The sequence below is a fragment of the Shewanella sp. P1-14-1 genome (assembly GCF_001401775.1).
Lineage (GTDB): Bacteria > Pseudomonadota > Gammaproteobacteria > Enterobacterales > Shewanellaceae > Shewanella > Shewanella japonica.
The window spans coordinates 33,478-50,456 of the sequence record NZ_LKTL01000030.1 but is presented as its reverse complement, the minus strand read 5'-3'; the positions used below and the strand labels follow the sequence as shown (position 1 = coordinate 50,456).

Genomic DNA, 16,979 nt, shown 5'->3' with positions numbered 1-16,979 from the left:
CCAGCAACTTGGGTATCAACAAACTTGATGTTTGGTAGACCAGCAACTTGGGTATCAACAAACTTGATGTTTGGTAAACCAGCAACTTGTGTGTCTACAAACTTAATATTCGGTAGGCCTGCGACTTGCGAGTCAATAAACTTGATATTAGGTAGACCAACAATGTAATTGTTATTTGACTCAATTGACTGTGAAACTTCCATTGTCATATTAGCGGCAGTAGAAGTAGAAGTTAAAAGTGCAGCTATGATAATTCCGTTAATCATTGTATTAATCTCTCAGTTCAGGGTTAATAAAAAAGTTTTTTATTTGACGTCTGAACTGCTAGTTGCACTTGTTGTGCCAATGTTAACTTTGTAGTGTTTTTAATTCCTGTTTATCGAAATTGATATTGAGTAATTCAGTAAAATCTTTTTCTGGAACAGGTTTACTGAATATGTAGCCTTGTATCTCTTCACACTTGAGTGCTTTGAGTATATTGAGTTGGGCATCGTCCTCGACACCTTCACCAACGACTGATAGCCCCATGTTATGAGCAATGGTAATAATACTGTCGACCATTTTAAGATCACGATCTGATTTACTAATATCATCGACAAATGACTTGTCAATTTTTAGACAGTGGATCGGGAATCGTTTTAAATAAGACAAAGAGGAATAACCAGTACCAAAATCATCAAGTGCCAAGGTCACGCCCATTTTAGAAAGTTGATTCATGACTTTGATAGCATTTTCAGGGTTTTTGATAATGGTGCTTTCAGTGATCTCTAGCTCTAAATGACAAGCGGGTAATTTAGTTAGCTGTAATACTGTTGAAATGCGTTGTTGCAGATCTGGTAGGGCAAACTGCCTAGAAGATAGATTAATTGCGACACGGCCTGTGAAGATGCCTTGTTCACGCCATTTTTGAGCTGCAAAGCAGGCTTTTCTGAGCACTAAGTCACCAATCTCAACAATCAACCCATTTTCTTCTGCTAACGGAATAAATTCGTTGGGAGAGATAACGCCAAAGTCTGGGTGAACTAAGCGAACCAGTGCTTCCATTCCAACAAGGTTATCATTTTTCAAATCGACCTTGGGTTGATAGTAAACCTCAAATAGGTCTTCTTTTAAGCCTTCGCGAATGAGATTTTCAACTTCTAACTGACGAAGTGCATTTTGGTTTAAAGACTCTGAGTAAAACTGATAACGATTGCCGCCGCCAGATTTCGCGTGGTACATCGCAATATCGGCTTTTCTTAATAGTGCTTGCTCATTTTGCTCATCTTCTGGATACAGCACAATACCAATACTGAGGCCAACAACTAAGGACTCTCTATCAATTTTAAATTCTTCTTTTAATGAATCTATTATTCTTGATGCTATAGCAGCACAAGAGCCGATATCAGGGTTTTGATCAACTAATATTGCAAATTCATCACCACCAAGTCGATAAAGACTAACGTGCTTAGGAACATTGTTTTGAATACGCTTGGCGACATCAACTAACAACTCATCACCGATCTGATGCCCTAACGAGTCGTTTATTCGCTTAAAGTTATCCAAATCTAAAACCATTAACGTGTGATGGATATCTTTCTTAACCAAATTATTCAGTGTAACTTGCAGGCTTGAACGATTTGGCAACCCAGTTAGTAAGTCACTATTGGTTAATTTACGTAGCTCTTCTTCCTGTTGTTTACGACGAGTAATATCAGAGAACACTCCAACATAATGAGTTGTTTCACCTTGCTCGTTATAAATCGCATCAACGGTAAGCTCCATTAAGAAGTGACTACCGTCTCCTCTATCAGCTTCTAATTCATTACTCCAGCAACCTTGCTGGGACAATGAGGCGTGCACTTGATTAGAGTATGATTCTGGGTAACGACCGAAGGTAAATAGCTGGCCTATAAACTCTTCTCGAGGCTGTGCTGTTAATACACAACAGGCATCGTTAACTTCGACAAAACGGTACTTTTCATCAAGAATAAACATGCCTTCGGAGATGTTTTCAATGGCTCGCTCAAATAAACGTAATTGTTCTTCGGTTTGTTTTAAATTATTGATGTTTTTAATCGTACCAGTCATTCGAACAGGGTTTTCTTTGTGGTCTCTTTCAACAATCTTGGCTCTATCAAGGATCCACATCCATAAATCTTCGCGACTTTTAACTCGGTAAGTGACTTCGAAGTGATCTGTAAGCCCTTTGAAGTGATCATTTAACGCAGTTTTGACGCGATGTTGATCAAGAGGGTGGATATTACTTTCTTCACCGGGTTTGCCTGAGCGTCGACCATCTTGCGGAAACTCAAGGGTTCCCCAAATGTTAGAGCGGTAGATTTCGCCCGTTTCAATATCCCAATCCCACATTTCATCGCCGCTTCCCCACAGAGACAGTTTTAGTCGTTCTTCACTGAGAGCTATCTGCTTTTGAATTTCTCGACGACGTAAAAGAATTTTAGATACGACTAATAAAAATAGTAAAAACAGAAGTGTATAGGTTAGTTTAGCTTCAAAAGAGTAATACCACGGTGGTGTAACAGTCACTGTTATAGACTTCGTTTTACCTTGCTTACCTGAAAGTTTATTAATTGCATAAACATTAAATTGATAAACACCAGCTGATAAGTTGGTATAAGTTGCTGAGTTAATATATTGAGATGGAAGCCAGCTATCGTTTAGGCCTTGCATTTGATAGAAAAACTCAAATTCATCTAAGTCTTGACCAGGAGTTACAAAAGTAAATGTGAAAGGGTAGTCAGAATATTTTAAAGTAATATTTTCTTGTTTATTAATCGGTTGCTGCAGGATGTCCCCGCCAACTTTTTCAGAAACGTTAAATAATGAAAAATCTATTAAAGCAACATCTGTACTTCCAGAAATAAGTATTTCATTATAGATTTCATTGGGGTTAACAATACTTAGTCCCTTAGCACCACCAAATAAAGAGTAATCATCCAAACGAATTGAAGCTAGGGAGTTGTAGTCACCTTGAGCTCCATTTCTAGATGACAATTTCAAATTTTTAAAGTTTGTTTTATTTGTAATGTTGAGTTCCATTGCTGATGATGAAACTAAAAAGTTATTAAATAACTCTATTGAGTAAACTAATTTATTATGTTTGAAAATTTCTTTGAGTTGGTTTGATATTATTTCTAACTGTAATAATGAATTTCTTGTACCAAAATAAAGGTAATTCTCGTCAAATTTTAATGTTGTCACCATGCTTTCTGAGTAAATTTTTTCAGAATTCCCATTAGTTATTTTAAATAGGCCACCTTGAGTTGCGACCCATAGGGCACTATCTCTCTCAACGAGATCAAAAATTGGATAACGTTCACCCGTAGTAAGTGTTTCAATAACCTCATCACCTTCAATGACGAATATTTTCCCATTGATTGTAGAGGCATAGAGTTTAGTTTTATCTTCACTTAGTTGTACATTACTTATATGACGCTCAAGTATCTTGCTAGTTTCTAAGGTTTCGAGGTCAGTAATTGTTAAACCAGTTATATTACCAGTATATAAATGTTTGTTGAGAACCTTGATTGATTTTGGGCCTGAAGCATTTTTAATTGAAATAGAGTGGGAATATTGAAGTGATTTATCCAAAACTCTGATTTCAAAAGAATCAGTTGCTAAATATATATTTTCTTCAGTTTGTGTTATTGCCCAAATATTGTCTGTTATGAATTTAGAGCTTTTAATTAAGTTTCTATTACGATCAATTTTAATAACACCTAAATTCACATCAGTAATGAAAATTGAAGATTTAGTCTCTTTAATATATGGACGTTTTCTAGCTGCATCTTGCTCTATAAATCCAATTTTTTTGATCACGTTTTCAGAGTTTATTCTAACAATATCCGAGTCAATAATTGATGTTAGTTCATTTCCTGATATTGAAGGCTCAAGGTAGGTCATAATTTCATCAGAAATTTTTTCCTTCTTGTTATTAATGATACTAAACAGGCCTTCCTGAGTGGAAATAATTAATTTATCAGAAATTATACCAATATCATTAGATTCGAAGGCAACTGTTGTAAGTTGGTCTTCTTCAAGTTTAAAAACGATACCATTGTAGTTTCTAATATATAGTGATCCATTAACTTCTATTACTTTTTTGACTTCTTGTAAAACTTCACTTTGGAAGTCCCACATGGCTCGAGTTAAATCTTCATTAAGTATAATTATCTTATTATCGAGACCAACGACTAATCCTTTTGATAAGGCTGATATTGACCATATTGATTGGGTAATGGGTTGGTTATCAATAATAACAGGTTCGAATGTTTCTTTATCTCCACGGTACAATGCTAAGCCTGAATCAGTACCTACTATTAGGCGGTTATTCTTATCAATAAAGAGACTTTTTATGAATGAGCTAGGCAATTTGGAATTCAAATCTTCAGCGAAAAAGTGTTTGAAATTTGTGCCGTCAAACCTGTTTAAACCATTAACAGTCCCTAGCCAGACAAAGCCTTCTGCATCTTCTGCAATACTTGTAACTGTTACTTGAGAGAGGCCATCCTCAGTATTGTATACTTCTGTACTGAGTGTAAGGTCATAATTTGTCCCTGAATCAGCCAAAGCTAAACCCAAAAAGCTTTGGATTAAAAGAGTTGTACAAATTAACAACCGTCTTAGTAATTGCATATAAAGTATACTTTTGTCTTTTGTATTCGAGAATTATTCAAGGTAATACTCCACTTTTTCAGAAAGTTAATACTTTGTCAAAAAATCGTAAGTGTAAATAAAATAAATATTTTTTACGGTTGTACTTTTTTTATACTACGCAAGTGCTTGCTCGTTTAACTTTTACGCAATTATCACTGTTTTACTGCTAAAAATCGGTTTTTTTCGCTGTTTTATCTGTCGATTTAAATACTTTGTAAAAGTTGTAATAAAATTTAAGCTCGACAGTCGCCCCTCTAAAACTCAAATTTATTTGCTTGCGCTTTAAAACCTTTTAAGTCAGTAATTTTCGTCGCTGTAGGCAAGGGGTCAAGATGATCATGTTGTTCTCCAGCATTGAACATCACTAATCTATCGCTATGCTTGCTGCGCATATTGGTAACAATAAACTTGATGAGATCTGCTCGGGTGAACTTTTTAATCTCTTCAACGACTCTTTCCCTTTGCTTAAAGTCGTAATCTCGATTGCCCAAGCAGACCCAATAACGTTGGCTGCGGCTTTTTAAGTTGGCATCTTTTTCAAGTATTTGATTGATTAAGCCAAGCTTTGTCGCTTCCCATTGCTCTTTCGTTATCTGCATCACTGCATAATTAAAGTCTGCAATAAACTCATCAATGGCTTCAAGCAGGTTTCTTGGACCTGTGGTTGGTGATTGTATGTAGAATATCATCCCTGGATGGCGATTGAGTGGCAGATATCCCGTTCCGACCATATAACCGAGTTGCTTTTCTGTACGAAGCTCATGGAAAAAAGTAGACGACATTGTGTGGTTAAGCAAACTAAATAAGCCTACTTTATGAGCTGAAGTGTCACTAGACTGGTAATAAACAATAATGGCACTGTCTTGATGTTCAACCGATAGTTCACGTAATAACGTCCCTTGCCCTGCAATATTTATTAGCTCTCTACTCGATTCCGAGCTGGGTTTAGTGACAAGTGACAATACTTGTTTTAACCGTTTAGCGAGTTGTTGGGCTTCGTTAACTAACCAGTCACCGTAAACAAGACCTTCTACGTATATTTTCTCGTAAAACGCGCTGACATGGTTGTGAAGCTCATCGAGAGTGACGTCCTCAAGCATCTCTGCCATGCGAGCAGGCTCATAGGAACGTTTTTGTAAGGTGACCGTTAAGCTGGTAAATAATTGCGCTATCGGCTTAGCTTGTGAGGCGTTAGTCCAGCTTCTGAGTAGTTGTTTTTTAATTAGCTTAAACCGATCTTGTGTGAAGTTTCTTTCTCTAGCCTTTTCAATAACCAATGCTAGTAGTGTTTCTTGGTTACCGGTGAAACCTGTTAAGTGCAGAGTGATCCCTCCTTGGTGAGGGTAAATATTGTAATTTAGTCCTGCGACCTCAGCTTGATAAGTGGCCTCAGTCATGTAGTCCAATACCATTTCAACATAAAGTCTGGTTAATGCTGCGTGTTTAGGTGTTGGGCTTGCATTTTCAGAATCTAATGACAAAAAGATATGGCCTTTGGGGACATTAAATTCATCGTCCTTTCGGTGCCAAATTCTGTATCCTGCATCTTCTGCAACCACTAGTGGTACATCACTTTCACTGTGCTCTACTCTTGATGTTGGGTTATCGACTATGAATGGATTTTTAGTGGGAAGCGTTAGCGCTTTCCTTGGGGTTACTTTTCCCCATTGTGCAATTTTTTCTGCTGGAATTTTTTCAACAGAGTAGGGGGTAAAGTACCATTGTGCTTGCTGGTTAGTGCTCACTTCTTTGGAAACTAATTGTGTTCTCATGTTGTCAGGAGATAACAATGCCAATAGCGCGAGAGTCTCGTCTGCATGCATTGCATCCATACGATAATCGCCGTATACGACGTCTTCGATATCATAGTGCTGCATATTGATGCTTAAATGACTGGCCAGATCGAGCGCCTTGATTTGTTCTTGATATTTAAATGCTGTGGCTAACAAGCTGGCTCGCTCTTGATAACGCCATGATTCAATTCCATCAGTAGTGATTAGTTTTATATATTCAAACGTGCACTCGATAATGGTATCGAGTTGTTCTAAACCTTTATCAGTGAGTTGGATACTAATGCTGTAATCTTTGAAGTTATAGCCATTGACGCCACCTCCAGCAGACAAGTTATTAGCAAAACCTTGCTCTTTTAAATATGACAACAAACTTCCAGGGCTTTCATTACCCAGTAAATGACTTATAAAAGTGAGTGGTTTACGCTTATAAAATTGCTCAATTGAGGGTAGCGCAAAACTGATGTTCAGCCTTTTCTGGTCTTTTACCGGGGAAATGTTGATATGGGTAAGTCGCTGATTATCAGTTAAATATGTGGTATCTGGATAATTGGATGTAAGGTTACGGTTTACAATGCTGGCAAAAAAATGTTGCGTATATTGTGCTTGTTGATCAAGAGAGTGTGGAGATACCAAACATAAGGTCATGATGTTGGCGCTGTATTTAGAACGGTAAAAGTCGAGTAACTCTTGACGCACTTCTGCTTCATCGCCTGCTAAGGTTTGTAAATTCCCCACGGAGAATTTACTGAATGGATGCTGAGGATTAATAGACTCTTTTTGAACTTGATAAACCCGTCTAATGTCATCTTTTAATTTAAGACTGTATTCTGAATCTATGGCATGCCTTTCTCTGTCGACTAGTTCTAAATCAAACTTGGGTGCAATAAAAAACTGGCTGAATCTATCAAGAGATTCTTCGAAATGCTCTGCGTCGATACTGTAAAAAAAGTTTGTTTGTTCTGTGCCAGTCCATGCGTTGTTTGAACCACCATGCTGATTGATGAATTGATGGTATTCACCTGAATCAGGAAACTTTTCAGTGCCTAAAAATAACATGTGCTCAAGAAAATGTGCCATACCAGGGCGAGAAACAGGATCGTCAAAGTGGCCGACAGACACGGTCATCGAAGCAGCAGCTTGGGTTGCTGTTTTATCTTCTACAAGTAAGACTTTTAATCCATTCGATAACACGACATGACGATAGTGTCGATGGTCATTTGGACTTGTTATTATGTTGTCTACAGTTTTTAATTCAATGTCTGGTTTTATGGTCAAGATGATGCTCCAGATAAGAAGGCTAGCTATATATTGATCTCGTTGCGGCTTTTTAGCAAATAACTAATGAAAATATCGACTAAAGACTAATTAAATATCCTTCATTGTTTCTTTGTGGATGAGTTATTTAAGGCTACAATTAACCTATAAACACAATAATAATGAGTAGCGAGAGAAGTATGCAGCTATTTTTAATGCGACATGGTGAAGCGGGTTTCGATGCACCGTCCGATAGAGAAAGAATGCTATCACAACTTGGTCGAACTCAATCTAACGCAATGGCGAATTGGTTAACGGAAAAAGTCAGCAGTGTGGACTTAGTTATTGTTAGCCCTTATCTACGAGCACAACAAACGTGGCAAGAGGTGGCAAAACATTTACCTGAGCCAAACAAATGGTTAGTACTAGACGACATTACCCCTTCGGGTAGCCCGCAAATTGCCGTTGATGCGATTTTGGCTTATGCCGAACATTATCAAGCAAAAAAAGTGTTAGTTATCGCTCACATGCCTATTTTAGGTTATATGGTTAGCGAGCTAGTTGCTGGTATGGAACCGCCCATTTTTGCGACTTCAGCGATAGCATCTATTGAGCGTAATGAGCATGGTGGTCACTTTGATTTAATGCAAACACCTGCGCAAATGAGTGCTTAAACTGAGTTATCATAAAAAATGGCAGCGACCGCTGCCATTTTGTTACATGCCGTCACTAATGTTTGCACAGCCAATCTTTCAGATTCGTTTGATTACCCTTTGGTATTGTCATCAATATCCACTAAGACCAATAATGCTGCGTCTGCTCCCCATTCTTTCGGTGCTTGATGAAAGGCGCTGACTTTAGGATGTTGAGCCAACCACATCGGTAGTTGTTGTTTTAAAATACCCGAGCCATAACCATGCATAACACAACAGCAAAGTACGCGCTGTTTGACACAAGCTTGCAATAATGCAGCTAGTTCAAGTTTGGCTTCTGCTTGGCGCATACCATGTAAGTCTAGTAGCAGATCTGGTTGATAATCTCCACGTCTTAAACGCTTGAGCTCAATTTTATCTACGTTGTCGTTTAGCCAACGCATTGGACCTTCAACAGGCAAAATTGGTTGATAATTATCCGAAAAGTAACTGTCAGCATAAACCTGCTGTTCTTTTACTTCGACTTGTTGTTTGGATTTGACCGACTGTTTAAAATGATGTCTGTCTTGATTTAACGGCTTAATACCGCCAAATTGCTCTGAAAACAGTGCAAAGTCGGGATTATTTTCTTTATTCATGGCGCTATTGTATTGAATTCTAGGTCATCTTAATAGACTTCAGTTACAATGGTCAGGAACAATTTTTCAGGAGTTATGTTTTGGATAAAATCTTTGTAGATGAAGCTGTCACCGAATTAAGAACCGTTGGCGATATGTTGCGTTGGGCTGTAAGCCGTTTTAATGATGCGAACATTTATTATGGGCACGGAACTGATAACGCGTGGGATGAAGCGATTTCTTTGGTTTTTCATGCATTACACCTTCCTGAAGAGATTGGCCAACAGGTGGTAAATTCAAATTTAACCAGTAGCGAAAAACACAAAATCGTTGAATTAATTATTCGTCGTGTTCGTGAGCGCTTACCTGTGCCATACCTGACGAATAAAGCGCGTTTTGCTGATTTAGAGTTCTATGTCGATGAACGAGTATTAGTGCCTCGTTCACCCATTGCTGAAATGATCAACAATGGCTTTAGTCCTTGGTTATACAATAAACCTGTTAATCGTGTGATGGATTTATGTACCGGAAGCGGCTGTATTGCGATAGCTTGTGCTTATGCATTTGAAGATGCTGAGGTAGATGCACTTGATATTAGTGAAGATGCCTTAGAAGTTGCGCAAATTAATATTGAATCGTTAAATGTACTTGACCGCGTATTCCCGATTCAATCAGATATTTTCTCAGCAATTCCTAAAGGGCCACAATACGATTTGATCGTATCTAATCCACCATACGTAGATGAACAAGACATTGGTGATATGCCTGATGAGTACCATCATGAGCCTGCTATTGGTTTAGCATCTGGACGTGATGGTTTAGATTTAACTAAGCGTATTTTAGCGAACGCGGCTGACTATTTGACTCCAGATGGGTTATTAGTGGTCGAAGTGGGTAACTCAATGGTCCATTTAATTGAGCAATTCCCTGATGTTCCTTTCACTTGGGTTGAATTTGAATTTGGCGGCGATGGCGTATTTGTTCTCACCTACGACCAGCTAGTTGAAAATGAATCACTTTTCGCCATCTATAAAGATAGTGAATAATAACGATTAAATGAATTACGTTGAGGTAAGCAGATAGCATGTCAGGAAATAGCATAGGTCAGAATTTTGTCGTAACGACTTTTGGTGAAAGTCATGGTGTTGCATTAGGTTGTATTATTGATGGTTGCCCACCAGGTCTTGAATTAACTGTTGAAGACATGCAACGCGATCTAGACCGTCGTCGCCCTGGTACCTCTCGTTATACAACCGCAAGACGTGAACCTGATGAGGTGCGTATTTTGTCTGGGGTATTTGAAGACAAAACCACGGGGACATCCATTGGTTTATTGATTGAAAATACCGATCAACGTAGTCAAGATTATTCAAACATTAAAGATCTGTTCCGCCCAGGTCACGCAGATTATACCTACCAACAAAAGTATGGTTTACGTGATTACCGTGGTGGTGGGCGCTCTTCAGCCCGTGAAACAGCCATGCGGGTTGCTGCTGGTGCGGTTGCGAAAAAATACCTTAAGCAGGTTCATGGCATTGAGATTAACGGTTACATGTCGCAACTGGGCCCAATCAGTGCAGAATCGGTTGATCTTAACGAAGTAGAACAAAACGCATTCTTTTTCCCTGATGCATCAAAATTAGAGCAACTTGATGAGTACATGCGTGATTTGAAAAAGTCAGGTGACTCTGTTGGCGCTAAAATCACTGTTGCAGCGACAGGTGTACCAGTAGGTTTAGGTGAGCCAGTATTCGATAGACTGGATGCCGATATAGCTCATGCTCTAATGGGGATTAATGCAGTTAAAGGCGTTGAGATTGGTGATGGTTTTGGTGTGGTAACCCAAAAAGGGTCTGAAGGACGTGATTTAATGTCACCTGCAGGGTTTGAATCAAATCATGCTGGTGGAGTATTAGGCGGTATTTCTTCAGGTCAGCCGATAGTTGCGCACATTGCTCTTAAACCGACTTCAAGTATTTCAGTGCCGGGACAAAGCATGACTGCACAAGGCACAACTGCTGATGTTGTTACCAAAGGTCGTCATGACCCATGCGTCGGTATTCGCGCTGTGCCTATTGCTGAAGCCATGTTAGCAATTGTGTTAATGGATCATTTACTTCGTCATCGCGCTCAAAACCAAGATGTTGTTTCACAAACTCCTGTTATTGGTATGAAATAAATGCCCAACGCTGTATCTGCTGAGCCCAACGCCCGTTGGCTCAGCGCTTGTTACTTTTTCTTTTTTTCAATTCTCGGTTTAATGGTTCCATATCTCGGTGTCTTTTTTGATAACCGTGGCTTTAACGCGCAAGAAATCGGCTTTCTTATGGCGATATTGATGGGAACTCGGATTGTTGCACCTAATGTTTGGGCAATGGTTGCTGACCGAACTGGAATGCGTTCAGAGCTAGTCAAGTTCGGTTCAGCGGCAGCTGCTATCACTTATGTCAGTTTTTTCTTTGATGGCAGTTTGACTTACCTTGCCATCAGTTTGATGATTTATACTTTTTTTTGGAATGCAATTTTAGCTCAGCTAGAGGTGATTACATTAGAGTCGTTAGGCGATGAATCCCATCGTTACGGTGCAATTAGAAGTTGGGGAAGTGTCGGTTATATATGCTTGGTGATTGCCGCGGGATTTGCTATTGGTGAATTTGGCGCTGAGATTGTGCCAGCGCTTGGAATGGTATTATTTATCGGCATGTTTATTTGTGCCATGGCTCTGCCGAGTAATCGCGTCAAACTGTCAAGTTCAGCACCAAGACCGCCGCTTAAATTATCTTCTGCAGTTGTTTGGTTTCTTATTTCAGCCATTTTACTTCAAATGAGTGTCGGGCCATTTTATGGCTTTTTTGTGTTGTATTTAAAACAGGCTGGTTATTCAGAGGGCGTTGCCGGTTTATTTGTTGCTTTAGGTGTTGTCGTTGAAATTTTAATGTTCATGTTGGCGCCGAGGTTATTAGGTCGATTTGGGGTTAAATTACTTCTACTAGTCAGTATCTTGTTAACGGTATTAAGGTGGGTTTTGTTAGCATATGGTGTGGATAATATTGCTTTACTCTCATTGAGTCAGGCGTTGCATGCCTTTACATTTGGGTTAACCCATGCGGCCTCAATCCAGTTTATTCATCGCAATTTTGACATTGCCCATCGCAGTAAAGGCCAAGCGCTATATGCCAGTTTGAGTTTTGGTTTAGGTGGTGCAATTGGCACTTGGATAAGTGGCGTTATTTGGGGGGATGGCTCAGGCTCAACCCATACTTGGTTTTTTGCCGCAGCGTGTGCAGGATTATCACTCATTGCAGCGTTAGCGATTACTGAGCCAAAACCCATTATAAAAAGTGACAGTATTAGCCCATAGAAAGTGATGGGCAAAGGGTGACAAAGAAAGGGCTTTATCGCCCAGCTTAGATATAAATGAAAGGATTGTATGCAGTGAAGCGTTTTAGGTTAGGTTTAATTATTAACCCTTTAGCAGGTTTAGGCGGCAGTGTTGGGTTAAAGGGGTCTGATAATGTGGCAGAGCTGGCGATCTCAAGAGGGGCTGAAGCTAAAGCCGGATTGAGAATGAAGCAAGCATTAACTGTCATAAAGCCCTTTAGCGAACAAATTGATATTGTGACCGCCAGTGGTGATATGGGTGAAACTTTAGCGCTTGAATTAGGCTTTTCGGTCAACTGTGTTCATCAGATATCACCAAGGAGTAGTAATAACAACACCTCTGCAACGGATACAAAGCAAACTGTAAAAGCGTTGCAAGATGAATCACTCGACTTGTTACTGTTTGCTGGTGGCGATGGCACTGCTAGAGATATCTATTCAGTCGTTGATGATTCATTACCTGTTTTAGGCGTGCCTGCTGGTGTAAAAATCCATTCCGGAGTGTACGCAATTACCCCTCACGCTGCTGGGGTTGTCGTGAGCATGCTACTTCAAGGTGAGTTAGTGAGTTTGATGACCGCTGATGTGATGGATATTGACGAAGAAGCATTCAGAAAAGGAACGGTAAAAGCCAAACGATTTGGTGAAATGCTCGTTCCTGCAGAGCCACGATATATCCAAGCGGTAAAAATGGGCGGCAAAGAAGTCGATGAGCTTGTATTAGCTGATATCGCAGCAGATGTTATAAATCAAATGGAAGATGAGTTATATATCATCGGCAGTGGCTCCACTGTGGCAGCGGTTATGGAAGAGCTTAATTTAGATAACACCTTATTGGGTGTTGATGTTATTCATGAGCAGCAGATCGTTGCCAGTGATGTTACTGCAAACCAATTACTCGAGCTGACCCAAAATAAGCCGACTAAATTAGTGATCACCTTGATTGGTGGGCAAGGACATATTCTAGGACGGGGTAATCAGCAATTGTCTCCTGAACTGATAAAACGGATAGGAAAAGACAATATAATTATTCTTGCGACAAAAACTAAGTTAAAAGCACTTGATGGAAGGCCATTAATTGTGGATAGTGGCGACCCAGAATTAGATAGTGCATTAAGTGGTTATTATAAAATTACCACTGGATATCATGATTACGTGATGTACCAAGTTGCCAACCCAGATTTATTGGAGAGTTAGACCATGTTAGAGAAGTATGATGCAGCATTAGAAGGGTGGATTGAAAATACGGTTGCTAATGGCGATGATGATGCCTTATTTGCCTGTGGATACCTACAAGGTCACATCGCTGTCGTCTTGTCTCAACTGGAACAGGAACAATCTACAAGTTTAGAGGCGCTTGACGACAAAATGGTAGATTGCTTGGGATTGGCTGATGATGAATTAGAAACCGCTGACTTTGAACTGGTAAAATCGGCTTGGCAACAATTGCGTCAAATTATCAGTGAAATTCAATAAGCATGAACTTAAATAAGTAAAAGGCATGACTGAATCTATTCAAAAGCACAGTGCCATGATTGGCCTTGTTAACCCTAAAACGCCAGTAAATGTAGGTGGCATCATGCGCGCGGCTGGTTGTTATCAAGCTAATTCAGTTTTCTATACCGGAAATAGATATGAATTAGCGGCCCGTTCAGGTGAGGCTCAGTATGACGTTGATACTAAAAATGCAGCTAAAACCATTCCATTAACTCGCGTTGAATCATTGCTGGAACAAGTACCTGAAGACAGTAAGTTGGTCTGTGTTGATCTTGTTGTTGGCGCAACGCCATTGCCTTTATTTGAACATCCTCAAAATGCCTTTTATATTTTTGGTCCTGAGGATGGCACCATACCGCAGCAAATTATTGATGCTGCGGATGAGGTGGTTTATGTGCCAACTGTTGGTTGTATGAACCTTGCGGCCTCAGTCAATGTGTTGCTTTATGATCGTTTATCGAAAAGTGCTCAAGTGACAGCAGATGATGAACTGATCAAAGAAAGCCGAGATAACAATAATCGAACTAAAGTCAAAAAATGGTTGAAGTAACTTCAGCCTCTTTTGATGCTAGATAATTGGGTGTTTTCTAAATAATGGTCAAGATATGCTTGGCCATTTTTTTGTTGTAATTCAGCTGAAAAACAGTTCAAAATGGCTGTTTCATGTTGTGCGATAATAGTCATGATTGATTGATGCTCTGTCGCAGAGGCTTGCCAGTCACGGTATTCTTGCTCGTAGGGTTTAGCCCAATCATAAAGTGTTTTTAATAACTCTTCCCAGGGAAGGTGTAGCCACTTGCGTGCATCTTGCTGACCTTTTTCAGTCATGGTTACCACGTCAAAGGGATATGTTTCAGGTTGTTTTAATAAGTGAGACAACAGTATCTCCGCAGTGATGCTTTCAACTTCAATTAATTTATCCCACAACGCAATACGCGTGGCGTCTTCTTCAATATTTTTAAATAACGTAAAAAAGGCAATGCCATACAGTTCGCCTAGATACGCTTGATGTATTTGCTGATTCATTGTTATTCCTTTATCGGGGTTTTAGCTAAGCAAAGATTTACCTTTCAATAGTTTTCTTAACCACATTCTATTTGGGTTTAGCATTGCAAACATGTCATAGCTGATCGGTGGGGTTTGATGACAAATCATTGCAGCTAAAGCTTCTGCTGCCAAAGGTCCTGAACTTAGTCCTCTTGAGCCGAGCCCACCTAAAACATAAAGTCCGCTATATACTGGTGCGGAGTGATGACGCCAAAAGTCACGACTGGCTACAGTGAGCTGATGTTGATCCAAAGGCTCGGTATTATATTGATTTAATATGGCGTCAATATCTGGTGCAAGCCCCATCATAGGACAGTGGTCTCTTGTGACCATTCTGACACCCACTCTGGCGTTGTTGTCTGATACATCAATATCACTCACCCAGTCTCTTTGTGGAAAACTATGATGCATTTTTTGCGCATTTTCTTGTTGCTCGGTAGGGCAAAAACGTAAGTCATCAGGCGATTTTACATAACTAGCGCCAACACAATGGTGCTGATTATTTTCAGGGGTTAAATAACCATGAGCACAAATAACGCTATTAAGTTTAGTTAATTGTCCTTTTGACGGAATATGGCTTACTTGCCCTCTAAAGCCTGTGACTTGTAGTTGTTTTGTTTGTTGATACTCAGTGAGTTGCGCCCCTGATGCAACAACGACCTCAGAATGAAGAAATGATTGTACCGCAGAGTTTTTGTTCGAGTTAGGGGGGGATTTAGGGTGTAAGCCTGAGGTTTGCTCAGTCGTGTTTAACTGCCAAAGGGTTCCTTGACGAGTTAGTTCACTAATTGGGGTATTAAGTCTGATCTCGACTGTAAGCCCTCTGTTTTTCGCAATAGCTTGCGCATAGTCTACGGCCGATTGAGCGAATTGATGCGGACAAATCCAACCAGCCCAAGGGTAGTAAAAGGCAGGCTTATCTATGGTGATACCAGCGAGCATATTAGCTTCACTTGGTGACACTTGGGCTGCAACTTCACTTGGCCAAGCTTGTCCTTGGATGATTTTAGTTAATCTTGCATCGCTACGCTCATCAAACCCCGTTTGTAACACGCCACAAAACTGGTGCTCAACAGCGTAACCTGCATTTTCAAGTTGCTTAAGCCTACGTCGACTGAATAAAAAAGCCTGCTGAAAGTATTGGCTCATTAAGTTGTTATCAGGCGTTAAAAGCGGATAAATAGCGCCTTGTTTATTACCTGAAGCTCCATCAGCAAGCATACTGTCTTTGCAATAAATCGTGACGTTTTTGCCTTTTTCTACGAGCGATAGTGCAAGGTGAGCCGCTGCAATACCACCGCCGATAATGGCCACACTCTCTTTTGAAGTCGATGTATTCGTAGGTTGAGCGCTTGCACTGGGTAAGCAATAAGCGTACTGGCGCTGATGGGAATACCTTAATGCTTTTCTTTCAGCAGCAGGAATGTCGCAATCTGGCGTACTTGAGCGTTCACTGGTATTGCTAATGTCATCTCTATTGCCACTTTGCGCATTGATGATAAAGCCTGATTGACTCGCTAATACTGTTATCGCTGAAGATTCAACACGGTCAATTTCCTGCGGATAAGCATAAAAGCATGCATTATCTTTACTTAACCTTCCCATCTGCCAAAACAATTTTTCTGAAATATGGTGATCTATATACTCAGTTGAGGTCGTATGAGGAAGGCAATGCCAATACTCAACTGCATCAGCTTCGACACTTTGAATACCTTTAAGGTTATGCTCAATATCACCAAAATAAATATCAACAATGAATTGACCATGATCAAATATGAGCCGCTGACAACCTTGAATATTGGCAATGCAAGCAGTTTGTAACTGCTGTGAAAACTCCGCTAAGTGCTGTGAATTAATCGTTGCTTGATTTTGCGGCATTGCTAAAAATTGACCCAACTCAATGCTGTTAATTGAATAGGGGTCAAAAACACTCAGCCTTACAGGACGTTTTAATTGTTGAGATAATTGCCACAACAACATGATTTCCATGGCGTTACCGAAGCCAATTTGCCCAATCAAGCAGCTTTTAGTTGAGTTTGCCTTGTTGGACAAGACAGTTTCATAATAATGCCTTATGC

At 39.8% G+C, this 16,979-nt stretch carries 12 protein-coding genes and 1 pseudogene; 7 read left to right on the top strand and 6 right to left on the bottom strand.

Features of this window, described 5'->3' with window-relative positions; all coding sequences use genetic code 11:
* From AN944_RS18510 to AN944_RS18500, 3 genes and pseudogenes are all read right to left on the bottom strand, one after another.
* Nucleotides 1–266 (bottom strand): annotated as a pseudogene (locus tag AN944_RS18510) (hypothetical protein); the annotation flags it as partial.
* An 82-nt stretch (nucleotides 267–348) separates the two neighbouring features.
* Nucleotides 349–4,638, bottom strand: a complete 4,290-nt coding sequence (locus tag AN944_RS18505; protein WP_055026132.1) for an EAL domain-containing protein — start codon at nucleotides 4,636–4,638, stop codon at nucleotides 349–351.
* Nucleotides 4,639–4,913: 275 nt separating this feature from the next.
* Nucleotides 4,914–7,727: an insulinase family protein gene (locus AN944_RS18500; protein WP_235531005.1), complete on the bottom strand. Its 2,814-nt coding sequence runs from the start codon at nucleotides 7,725–7,727 to the stop codon at nucleotides 4,914–4,916.
* Between the two features lie 179 nt (nucleotides 7,728–7,906).
* Here AN944_RS18500 and sixA point away from each other — a divergent pair, with 179 nt between their 5' ends.
* The gene (gene sixA / locus AN944_RS18495) at nucleotides 7,907–8,380 is read left to right on the top strand and encodes a phosphohistidine phosphatase SixA (protein ID WP_055026131.1); all 474 of its coding nucleotides are present in this window, start codon (nucleotides 7,907–7,909) and stop codon (nucleotides 8,378–8,380) included.
* Nucleotides 8,381–8,472: 92 nt separating this feature from the next.
* Here the strand turns inward: sixA and smrB are convergent, their stop codons facing one another.
* Nucleotides 8,473–8,997, bottom strand: a complete 525-nt coding sequence (gene smrB / locus AN944_RS18490) for an endonuclease SmrB (RefSeq protein ID WP_055026130.1) — start codon at nucleotides 8,995–8,997, stop codon at nucleotides 8,473–8,475.
* A gap of 80 nt (nucleotides 8,998–9,077) precedes the next feature.
* Here smrB and prmB point away from each other — a divergent pair, with 80 nt between their 5' ends.
* The 6 genes from prmB (at nucleotide 9,078) to AN944_RS18460 (ending at nucleotide 14,404) form a co-directional block, all read left to right on the top strand.
* Nucleotides 9,078–10,022 (top strand): 50S ribosomal protein L3 N(5)-glutamine methyltransferase, encoded by a 945-nt coding sequence (prmB, locus tag AN944_RS18485; RefSeq protein WP_055026129.1) that lies wholly within the window; start codon nucleotides 9,078–9,080, stop codon nucleotides 10,020–10,022.
* A 38-nt stretch (nucleotides 10,023–10,060) separates the two neighbouring features.
* A complete protein-coding gene (gene aroC / locus AN944_RS18480; RefSeq protein WP_055026128.1) occupies nucleotides 10,061–11,155 on the top strand; it encodes a chorismate synthase in 1,095 nt (364 codons plus the stop codon).
* Nucleotides 11,156–12,337, top strand: a complete 1,182-nt coding sequence (locus AN944_RS18475; protein WP_055026127.1) for an MFS transporter — start codon at nucleotides 11,156–11,158, stop codon at nucleotides 12,335–12,337.
* Between the two features lie 74 nt (nucleotides 12,338–12,411).
* Nucleotides 12,412–13,554 carry an ATP-NAD kinase family protein gene (locus tag AN944_RS18470; protein ID WP_055026126.1) on the top strand — a complete coding sequence of 381 codons (1,143 nt, stop codon included), beginning with the start codon at nucleotides 12,412–12,414 and terminating at the stop codon, nucleotides 13,552–13,554.
* Nucleotides 13,555–13,557: 3 nt separating this feature from the next.
* On the top strand, nucleotides 13,558–13,833 hold the full coding sequence (locus tag AN944_RS18465; RefSeq protein WP_055026125.1) for a YfcL family protein: 276 nt from the start codon (nucleotides 13,558–13,560) through the stop codon (nucleotides 13,831–13,833).
* Between the two features lie 25 nt (nucleotides 13,834–13,858).
* Nucleotides 13,859–14,404, top strand: a complete 546-nt coding sequence (locus tag AN944_RS18460) for an RNA methyltransferase (RefSeq protein WP_055026124.1) — start codon at nucleotides 13,859–13,861, stop codon at nucleotides 14,402–14,404.
* Between the two features lie 2 nt (nucleotides 14,405–14,406).
* Here AN944_RS18460 and AN944_RS18455 read toward each other — a convergent pair whose 3' ends face one another.
* Both AN944_RS18455 and mnmC read right to left on the bottom strand, forming a co-directional pair.
* Nucleotides 14,407–14,880, bottom strand: a complete 474-nt coding sequence (locus AN944_RS18455) for a hypothetical protein (RefSeq protein ID WP_055026123.1) — start codon at nucleotides 14,878–14,880, stop codon at nucleotides 14,407–14,409.
* Between the two features lie 21 nt (nucleotides 14,881–14,901).
* Nucleotides 14,902–16,953 carry an FAD-dependent 5-carboxymethylaminomethyl-2-thiouridine(34) oxidoreductase MnmC gene (gene mnmC / locus AN944_RS18450; protein ID WP_144430225.1) on the bottom strand — a complete coding sequence of 684 codons (2,052 nt, stop codon included), beginning with the start codon at nucleotides 16,951–16,953 and terminating at the stop codon, nucleotides 14,902–14,904.
* Between the last annotated feature and the right edge of the window lie 26 nt (nucleotides 16,954–16,979).

Bases quoted from the DNA above. Each gene is read 5' to 3' on its own strand.
- AN944_RS18460 (WP_055026124.1), top strand. From the start codon at position 13,859: ATGACTGAATCTATTCAAAAGCACAGTGCCATGATTGGCCTTGTTAAC.
- AN944_RS18505 (WP_055026132.1), bottom strand. From the start codon at position 4,638: ATGCAATTACTAAGACGGTTGTTAATTTGTACAACTCTTTTAATCCAA.
- AN944_RS18475 (WP_055026127.1), top strand. From the start codon at position 11,156: ATGCCCAACGCTGTATCTGCTGAGCCCAACGCCCGTTGGCTCAGCGCT.
- AN944_RS18455 (WP_055026123.1), bottom strand. From the start codon at position 14,880: ATGAATCAGCAAATACATCAAGCGTATCTAGGCGAACTGTATGGCATT.
- aroC (WP_055026128.1), top strand. From the start codon at position 10,061: ATGTCAGGAAATAGCATAGGTCAGAATTTTGTCGTAACGACTTTTGGT.
- smrB (WP_055026130.1), bottom strand. From the start codon at position 8,997: ATGAATAAAGAAAATAATCCCGACTTTGCACTGTTTTCAGAGCAATTT.
- sixA (WP_055026131.1), top strand. From the start codon at position 7,907: ATGCAGCTATTTTTAATGCGACATGGTGAAGCGGGTTTCGATGCACCG.
- AN944_RS18465 (WP_055026125.1), top strand. From the start codon at position 13,558: ATGTTAGAGAAGTATGATGCAGCATTAGAAGGGTGGATTGAAAATACG.